Below are 7,635 nucleotides of genomic sequence, written 5' to 3'. Positions count from 1 at the left end.
GCACCTCGCGATAGTCGTAATCGAGCAGCGAGCCGTCCGGGTCGATGCCGCTGATGCCGATTACGCCATAGTCGACCTTGAACTGGCGGATCAGGTCGACCGCCGCCTCGCCGACGATGCCCCGGTCGCGCGAGCGTACCACGCCGCCGGCGATGATCACCTCGAAGCTGGCGTTCTGAGAGAGCAGGCTCGCCACGTTCAGGTTGTTGGTGATGACCTTGAGCTCGGTGTGGTCGAGCAGGGCGCGGGCGACCTCCTCGGTGGTCGTGCCGATATTGATAAACAGCGAGGCGTGGTTGGGGATCGCCTGGGCGACGAGCTGGCCGATCCGCCGCTTGGCCTCGACGTTCAGGACCTGCCGTTCGGCATAGGCGACGTTCTCGACCGAGGAGGTCAGTCCCGCGCCGCCATGATAGCGCTGCAGGAGGTTCTGCTCGCACAGCTCCGACAAGTCACGCCGGATGGTTTGCGGCGTGACGCGGAGGTCGGCGGCGAGCTGGTCCACCGAGACATAGCCGGTGCGCCTGGCGCGTTCGAGGATCCGCTCGCGGCGGTCGCGGGTCGACACGGGCGGGCTCGGCCTCCGCTGTGTTGCAGGTGCCCCGACCGTTTATGCCCGCTCCGGCGAGGGGGCCAGCGCGGCGTGACCGGCAGCGCCAAAGCAGGAAGGCCGCCCCGGCAGGGGCGGCCTTCCTGGAACCCGGAGGGCTAGCCTGAGAGGCTTACTCCGCGGCCTGCTGCTGCGCGACCTCGTCGACGGTCTTGCCGTCGGTGAAGGTCTCCTTCGCCCGCGCCTTGTGCGGGCCGGGGTGGTGCGGCAGCGGCGGCAGCTTCAGGGCTTCCTGCAGGTCGATGCCCGCACCCTCGGCGACGCGGCGGCCATAGTCCTCGTCGCAGTGCCAGAAGTGCCAGACCATCCGGAGCGCGATCTCCTTGGGGCACTCCTTCATGTCGGCGACCAGGTTGGCGATCAGGTCCTCGCGCTCCCAGTCCTCGAAGGTCCGGTAGCGCTCGCCGGCCTGCTTGTAATCGTCGGTGGTGCGGGTGGTCTGATAGCGGCCGAGATAGCCCTCGACATACTGGTGGTAGTCGCGCTGGGGCTTCGGCGCCTCCTTCAGCCCGCCCATGATGCTCGGCTCGTAGTTCACGTGCGGGTTCTGGCCGCCGCGGTCCACGTAGTAGGTCATCTGGCCGTCCCGCTGGTTGGTATGGGCGCGGGCCTTTTCCTGCGGCGCGTTGACCGGGAGCTGCAGGTAGTTGGGGCCGACGCGGTAGCGCTGGGTGTCCGAGTAGGACAGGGTCCGGCCCTGCAGCATCTTGTCGTCGGAGAAGTCGATGCCGTCGACCAGCACGCCCGTGCCAAACGCCGACTGCTCCGCCTCGGCGAAGAAGTTGTCGGGCTTGCGGTCCAGGACCATGCGGCCCACCGGGAGCAGCGGGAACTGGTCTTCCGGCCAGCGCTTGGTGTCGTCCAGCGGGTCGAAGTCCAGCTCGTCGTGCGGGTCGTCCGACATGATCTGCACGCAGAACTCCCATTCAGGGTAGTCGCCGCGGTCGATCGCGTCATACAGGTCCCTGGTGGCGTGGCCGACGTCCTTGGCCTGGATCTCAGCGGCCTGCTCGCTGGTCAGGTTGCGCACACCCTGCTTGGGCACCCAGTGGAACTTGACCAGATGCGCCACGCCCTGGTCGTTGACCAGCTTGTAGGTGTTGACGCCCGAGCCTTCCATCTCGCGGTAGTTCGCCGGGATGCCCCAGGGGCTCTTCACCCAGGTCACCATGTGCAGGGATTCCGGGCTCTGCGACACGAAGTCGTAGAAGCGCCAGGCTTCCTGCCGGTTGGTCACCGGGTCGGGCTTGAAGGCATGGATCATGTCCGGGAACTTGACGGCGTCCCGGATGAAGAAGATCTTCAGGTTGTTGCCGACCAGGTCCCAGTTGCCCTCTACGGTCTTGAACTTGACCGCGAAGCCGCGCGGATCACGCGCCGTCTCGGGGCTGTCCTTGGAGCCGATCACGGTGGAAAAGCGCACGAACATCGGCGTCTTCACGCCGACCTCGTTCAGCACGCGCGCCCTGGTGTACTTGGACGCCGGCTCGTCGCCGATCTTGCCATAGGCCTCGAACCAGCCGTGCGCGGCCGCACCGCGCGCGTGCACCACCCTCTCCGGGATACGCTCGCGATCGAAATGGGTGATCTTCTCGATGAACTGGTAGTTCTCGAGGGTGGCGGGGCCACGCTCGCCGACCGTGCGCAGGCTCTGATTGTCACGGACCGGGTGACCCTGACGCGTTGTCAGAATCTTACGATCATCCATCGATAGAATCTCCTGAAAGACACGGGGGCTCTGGCTGCGGCGGCAGAACGTGGGCGTCCAACCGAGAGGCGAAGCCATCCAACATATGGGGATGCAGCCCGGACTATGCGATGGATTGGGAACAGTTTAATGCGCCTCCAGCGTCGGGCCGGGGCGAGGCACGGGCCTGCCAGGGGTCAGCCGCGCGGCTCCAGCTTGATCCAGGCATGGCCGTAGGGTGCCAGCCGGGCGGTGCCCTGTTCCAGCCCGTGGAGGTCGCTCTCGCCATCGGCAAGCAGCCTGTGCACCCGCACCGGCCCCTCCGGCACGTCCAGCCGCACCTCGACGGCCCGGTTGGCGAGATTGTGCAGGGTGAGGATCTGCCCGTCTTTGCTCCGCCGGGACAGCGCCACCACCGCCGGCTCGCGCGCGTCCACGATCTCGTAGGGCATCCAGCCGATCTCGGCGTGGGAGCGGCGCTCGCGCACCATCCGCCGCACCTGCTCGAACAGGCTTTCCGGCCGGTCGAGCTGCTCTTCGACATTGAGGCCGAGAAAGCCGAACGGGCCGTCCGCGATCACTGGCCGGATCAGCCGCTCGGCCGGAGCCGTTGAGAAGCCGGCATTGCGCCGCCCGTTCCACTGCATCGGCGTACGCACCGAGTTGCGTTCCGTCTGCGTCAAATCGTCGCCCATGCCGATCTCGTCGCCGTACCAGAGCACGGGCGTGCCGGGCAGGGTGAACATCAGGCTGAACGCCATGGCAATCCGCCGGGTGTCGCCGTCCAGCATCGGCGCCAGCCGGCGGCGGATCCCCCGATGGTAGATCTGCATGTCGGGGTCCGGCCCGAACGCCTGGAACACTTCCTCCCGATCGGCATCGCTCAGCCGGCCGAGGTCCAACTCGTCATGGTTGCGCAAAAAATGCGCCCACTGGCCGGTCTTCGGGATTTCCGGCGTGTTCCGGAGCATGTCTACGACCGGCCGGCCGTCGCCGCGCGCCAGCGCCAGGAACAGATGCTGGTTCAGCATGAAATGGAACACCATCGTCATGCGGTCGTCGCGGCCGAAATACTCGTCGGCCATCTCCATCGGGATGTTGGCCTCGGCCAGCAGCACCGCCTCGGCCTTGCGCCAGGAAAGGAAGCGCCTGAGCTCGGTCAGGTATTCGTGTGGGTCGCCCTCGGGATGACTGTCCAGCCCGGTGTACTCGATCAGGAATGGCACCGCGTCCAGGCGGAACCCCACCACGCCCAGCTCCAGCCAGAAGCCCATGATCTTCTGGATCTCCTCGGTCACCGCGGGGTTGGCGATGTTGAGGTCGGCCTGGTGCTCGTAGAACCGGTGGAAATAATAGGCGCCGGCCTGTTCGTCCCAGGTCCAGGTGCTGTCCTGCACGCCCGGGAACACCACCCCGTCCTCCGCGTCCTCCGGCTTCTCCTTCGACCAGACATACCAGTCGCGGTACGGCGAGTTGGGGTCGCTGCGCGCGGCCTGGAACCAGGGATGGTCGACCGACGTATGGTTGACCACGAGGTCGACGATCACCCGCATGCCCCGGTGCCGGGCGGCCCTGGCGAAGTTGACGAAGTCGCCGAGCGTGCCCAGCCGCGGGTCGACCGCGTAGAAGTCGGTGATGTCGTAGCCGTTGTCGCGATTAGGCGTGGGATAGAAGGGGGTGAGCCAGATGCAGGTGACTTCCAGTGCTTCCAGGTAATCCAGCCGCTCGATCAGTCCCGCGAAGTCTCCGACCCCATCGTCGTTGCCGTCCTGGAACGTCTCGACGTCGATGCAGTAGATGACGGCGTTCTTGTACCAGAGGTCGAGCAACCGGCTTCTCCTGTCAGGGGGACGTTCCAGAAAGGAACGGCCCAGCCCCGCTTAGGGTGCCGTCGGCGGGTCGGCCACGGCCCGTGCCTGCCGCCGGCTCGCCAGCACGCCGCGCTTCGGCGCGAACAGGAAGGCCAGGACGAACTGGACAGTGAGCGCCAGGACGATGGTGGGTGCCGGCGCGCTGTCCAGCCGGAAGCTCACCAGTACGCCCAGCAGCGCCGCACCGGTCGCCGCCGCCACCGCGATCAGCAGCATCCGGCCGAACCGGTCGGTCAGGAGGAAGGCGATGGCACCCGGTGCTATCAAGAGCGCAATCGCCAGGATCAGCCCCACCGCCTTCAGCGCGCCCACGATCGCCAGCGCCAGGAGCACCAGCAGGCCGTAATGCAGCAGCCGCACGGGCAGGCCGATCGCCCGGGCATGGGTCGGGTCGAAGCAGAAGAGCAGCAGGTCGCGGCCCTTGAGGCCCACCACCAGGACGGTCAGGAGGGTGATGGCCGCCGCCTGCCAGAGGTCAGCCAGGTACACGCCCAGGAGGTCGCCGAACAGGATGTGGTCCAGATGCACGTCCGATTCGATCTTGGTGTAGAGGACCAGGCCCAGCCCGAACATGCCGGAGAACACCACCCCCATGACGGTGTCCTCCTTCAGCCGGCTGTGCTCCTTGAGATAGCCGGTCGCCACCGCGCAGCCCATCCCGGCCACGAACGCGCCCACGCCCAGTGGCAGCCCGACGATATAGGCGATCACGATTCCCGGCAGCACCGCATGGCTGATCGCATCGCCCATCAGCGACCAGCCCTTCAGCACCAGGAAGCAGGACAGAAGCGCGCTGGTGACGCCCACCAGCACGGCGGTCAGCATCGCCTGGCGCATGAAGTCGTAGGCGAACGGCTCGGTGAAGAAGGCGGGCAGGTCGGTCATGGCCTGCCCGCCAGGCCGGCGCGCGCCTGCCGGCGGGCGGCGAGCCGGCCGTGCTTCGGTGCGAACAGGAAGGCCAGGAGGAAGATCAGCGTCTGCAGGACGATGATGATCCCGCCGGTCGCTGCATCGAGGAAATAGCTGCCATAGGCGCCGAGAAAGCTGGTCCCGGCCCCGATCAGGACGCTCAGCACGATCAGCCGGCCGAACCGGTCGGTCAGCAGATAGGCGGTGGCGCCCGGCGTCACCACCATGGCGATCACCAGGAACGCGCCCACCGTCTGCAGCGCCGCCACAGTCGAGGCGGCCAGCAGGGTGAAGAACAGGAGCTTCAGCCGGCCCGGATGGAGGCCCACCGAGCGGGCATGGTTCTCATCGAAGAACACGACCATCAGGTCCCGCCATTTCAGGGTCAGGACCAGGAGCGAACCGCCACCAATGATCGCGAGCTGGAGGATGTCGGCGGGTGCTATGCCCAGGATGTTGCCGAGCACGATGGTCTGCACGTCCACCGAGGCCGGCGACAGCGAGACCATGAACAGGCCCAGTCCGAAGAAGGAGGTGAAGGTCAGGCCGATCACCGCGTCCTCCTTAAGCCGGGTGCGCTCGCGCACGAACAGCATGGCGAGTGCCGCCAGCCCGCCCGACAGGAAGGCGCCCAGCGAAAAGGGCAGGCCCAGCATGTAGGCCCCGGCCACGCCCGGCACGATCGCATGGCTGAGCGCATCGCCCACCAGCGACCAGCCCTTGAGCATCAGATAGGCGGACAGGAACGCGCAGACGGCACCCACGAGCGCGCTCACCCACATGGCATTGACCATGTAGCCATAGCCGAACGGCTCCAGCAGCAGGCTCATCGCCCCGCCACCTCCTCGGCCCGGCAAGGCTCCGGGTCGGCGCCGTTGGCCCCATAGAGCACCACCGGCCGCTCGTCGTCGCTCAGCACCGTGACCCTGCGCGGGTCCGCGTCCTGGTGGAGGGCCGCACCGCCCAGCGTCAGGTGGCGGAGCTGGCCGCCGAACGCCGCTGCCAGATTGGCGCGGGTGAAGGTGGTGGCGGTGGGGCCGGCCGCCAGGATCGTGCGGCGCAGGATCGCGACATGGTCGCAGAACTCCGGCACGCTGCCGAGATTATGGGTCGAGACCAGCATGACCCGGCCCTCGGCGGCAAGCTCGCGCAACAGCGTGATGATCGCCTCCTCCGTGTTCACGTCCACCCCGGTGAACGGCTCGTCCAGCAGGATGACCCGGCCTTCCTGGGCAAGAGCGCGCGCCAGGAACACCCGCTTCTTCTGCCCGCCCGACAGCTCGCCGATCTGGCGGTGGCGGAACGCGGTCATGCCGACCCGCTCCAGCGCCTGGTCGACCTTCAGCCGGTCCTCCTTCCTGGGGATCCGCAAGAAGCCCATATGGCCGTAGCGGCCCATGGTGACGACATCCTCGACCAGGACCGGGAAGTTCCAGTCGACCTCCTCCGCCTGGGGAACATAGGCCACCGTATTGGCCTTGAGCGCCCGGCCGGCCGGCTCGCCAAACAGGCGGACGCTGCCGCGGGCCAGCGGCACGAAGCCCATGATCGCCTTGAACAGGGTCGACTTGCCGCTGCCGTTGACGCCGATCAGCGCGCAGATCGAGCCCGCCGGCACCTGGAAGCTGGCATCGTGCAGTGCCGTGAAGCCGTTGCGGTAGGTGACGGTGACGTCCTCGACGGCGATGGCGGCCGCCTCGATGACAGGAATCGCGGTCATCAGGAGGTGAACCCGGCGACAATGGTCTGGGTGGTGACGCGCAGCAGGTCCAGATAGGTCGGCACCGGCCCGTCCGCCTCGCTCAGGGAGTCGACGTAGAGGATGCCGCCATAGCTGGCCCCGGATTCGCGGGCGACCTGGCGTGCCGGCTTGTCCGAGACCGTGCTCTCGCTGAACACCACCGGAATCTGGTGCTCCCGGACCAGGTCCACGACCTTGCGGACCTGCTGCGGCGTGCCCTGGGCATCCGCGTTGATCGGCCAGAGATAGAGCTCCTTCAGCCCGTAGTCGCGGGCCAGATAGCTGAACGCGCCCTCGCTGGTGACCAGCCAGCGCCGCTGTTCCGGCACGCGCTCGAGGGCAGCGCGGGTCGCGGCATCCACGGCCTTGATGCGCTCCGCAAAAGCTTCGGCGTTGCGCACATAGATCTTGGCATTGCCCGGATCATGTTTGGCCAGCGCGTTCTTGATGTTCTCCACGTAGATCAGCGCGTTGGCCGGCGACATCCAGGCATGGGGATTGGGCTTGCCTGTATAGGGCCCCTCGCCGATCGGCATGGGCTCGACCCCCTCGGACGCCACCACCGCCGGCACATACATCAGGCGCTCGAAGAAGCGCTCGAACCACAGTTCGAGGTTGAGCCCGTTCCAGACCACCAGGTCGGCGTCGCGCGCCCGGACGATGTCGCGCGGGGTCGGCTGGTAGTTGTGGATCTCGGCACCGGGCTTGGTGATCGATTCGACCTCGGCCGCATCGCCGGCGACGTTGCGCACCAGGTCGGCGATCACGGTGAAGGTGGTGATCACCTTGAGGCGACGGTGTTCGACCGCCGCCGCGG

At 67.2% G+C, this 7,635-nt stretch carries 7 protein-coding genes; all 7 read right to left on the bottom strand.

All coding sequences use genetic code 11. The annotated features are described in order from the left end of the window. A partial coding sequence (locus EQG76_RS05605) for a DeoR/GlpR family DNA-binding transcription regulator (RefSeq protein WP_159711360.1) occupies positions 1 to 568 on the bottom strand: 568 nt, incomplete at its 3' end. Between the two features lie 154 nt (positions 569 to 722). After that, positions 723 to 2,318, bottom strand: a complete 1,596-nt coding sequence (locus EQG76_RS05600; protein WP_159711358.1) for a catalase — start codon at positions 2,316 to 2,318, stop codon at positions 723 to 725. 176 nt (positions 2,319 to 2,494) lie between these two features. Continuing rightward, positions 2,495 to 4,126, bottom strand: coding sequence for an alpha-amylase family protein (locus EQG76_RS05595; RefSeq protein WP_159711356.1), 1,632 nt, complete (start codon positions 4,124 to 4,126; stop codon positions 2,495 to 2,497). A 51-nt stretch (positions 4,127 to 4,177) separates the two neighbouring features. After that, positions 4,178 to 5,053, bottom strand: a complete 876-nt coding sequence (locus EQG76_RS05590; protein WP_159711354.1) for a metal ABC transporter permease — start codon at positions 5,051 to 5,053, stop codon at positions 4,178 to 4,180. After that, a complete protein-coding gene (locus EQG76_RS05585) occupies positions 5,050 to 5,907 on the bottom strand; it encodes a metal ABC transporter permease (RefSeq protein ID WP_159711352.1) in 858 nt (285 codons plus the stop codon). The genes EQG76_RS05590 and EQG76_RS05585 overlap by 4 nt, the downstream gene beginning before the upstream one ends. Beyond that, positions 5,904 to 6,797 carry a manganese/iron ABC transporter ATP-binding protein gene (locus EQG76_RS05580; protein ID WP_159711350.1) on the bottom strand — a complete coding sequence of 298 codons (894 nt, stop codon included), beginning with the start codon at positions 6,795 to 6,797 and terminating at the stop codon, positions 5,904 to 5,906. Before EQG76_RS05580 ends, EQG76_RS05585 begins: the two co-directional genes overlap by 4 nt. Beyond that, positions 6,797 to 7,635: metal ABC transporter substrate-binding protein (locus EQG76_RS05575; RefSeq protein ID WP_159711348.1), on the bottom strand; the 839-nt coding region annotated here is incomplete at its 5' end. The genes EQG76_RS05575 and EQG76_RS05580, both read right to left, overlap by 1 nt.

The sequence above is a fragment of the Geminicoccus flavidas genome (genome assembly GCF_009806515.1).
Taxonomy (GTDB): Bacteria; Pseudomonadota; Alphaproteobacteria; order Geminicoccales; family Geminicoccaceae; genus Geminicoccus; species Geminicoccus flavidus.
The sequence above is the reverse complement of the archived record's forward strand: the minus strand, read 5'-3'. Positions and strand labels throughout refer to the sequence as shown.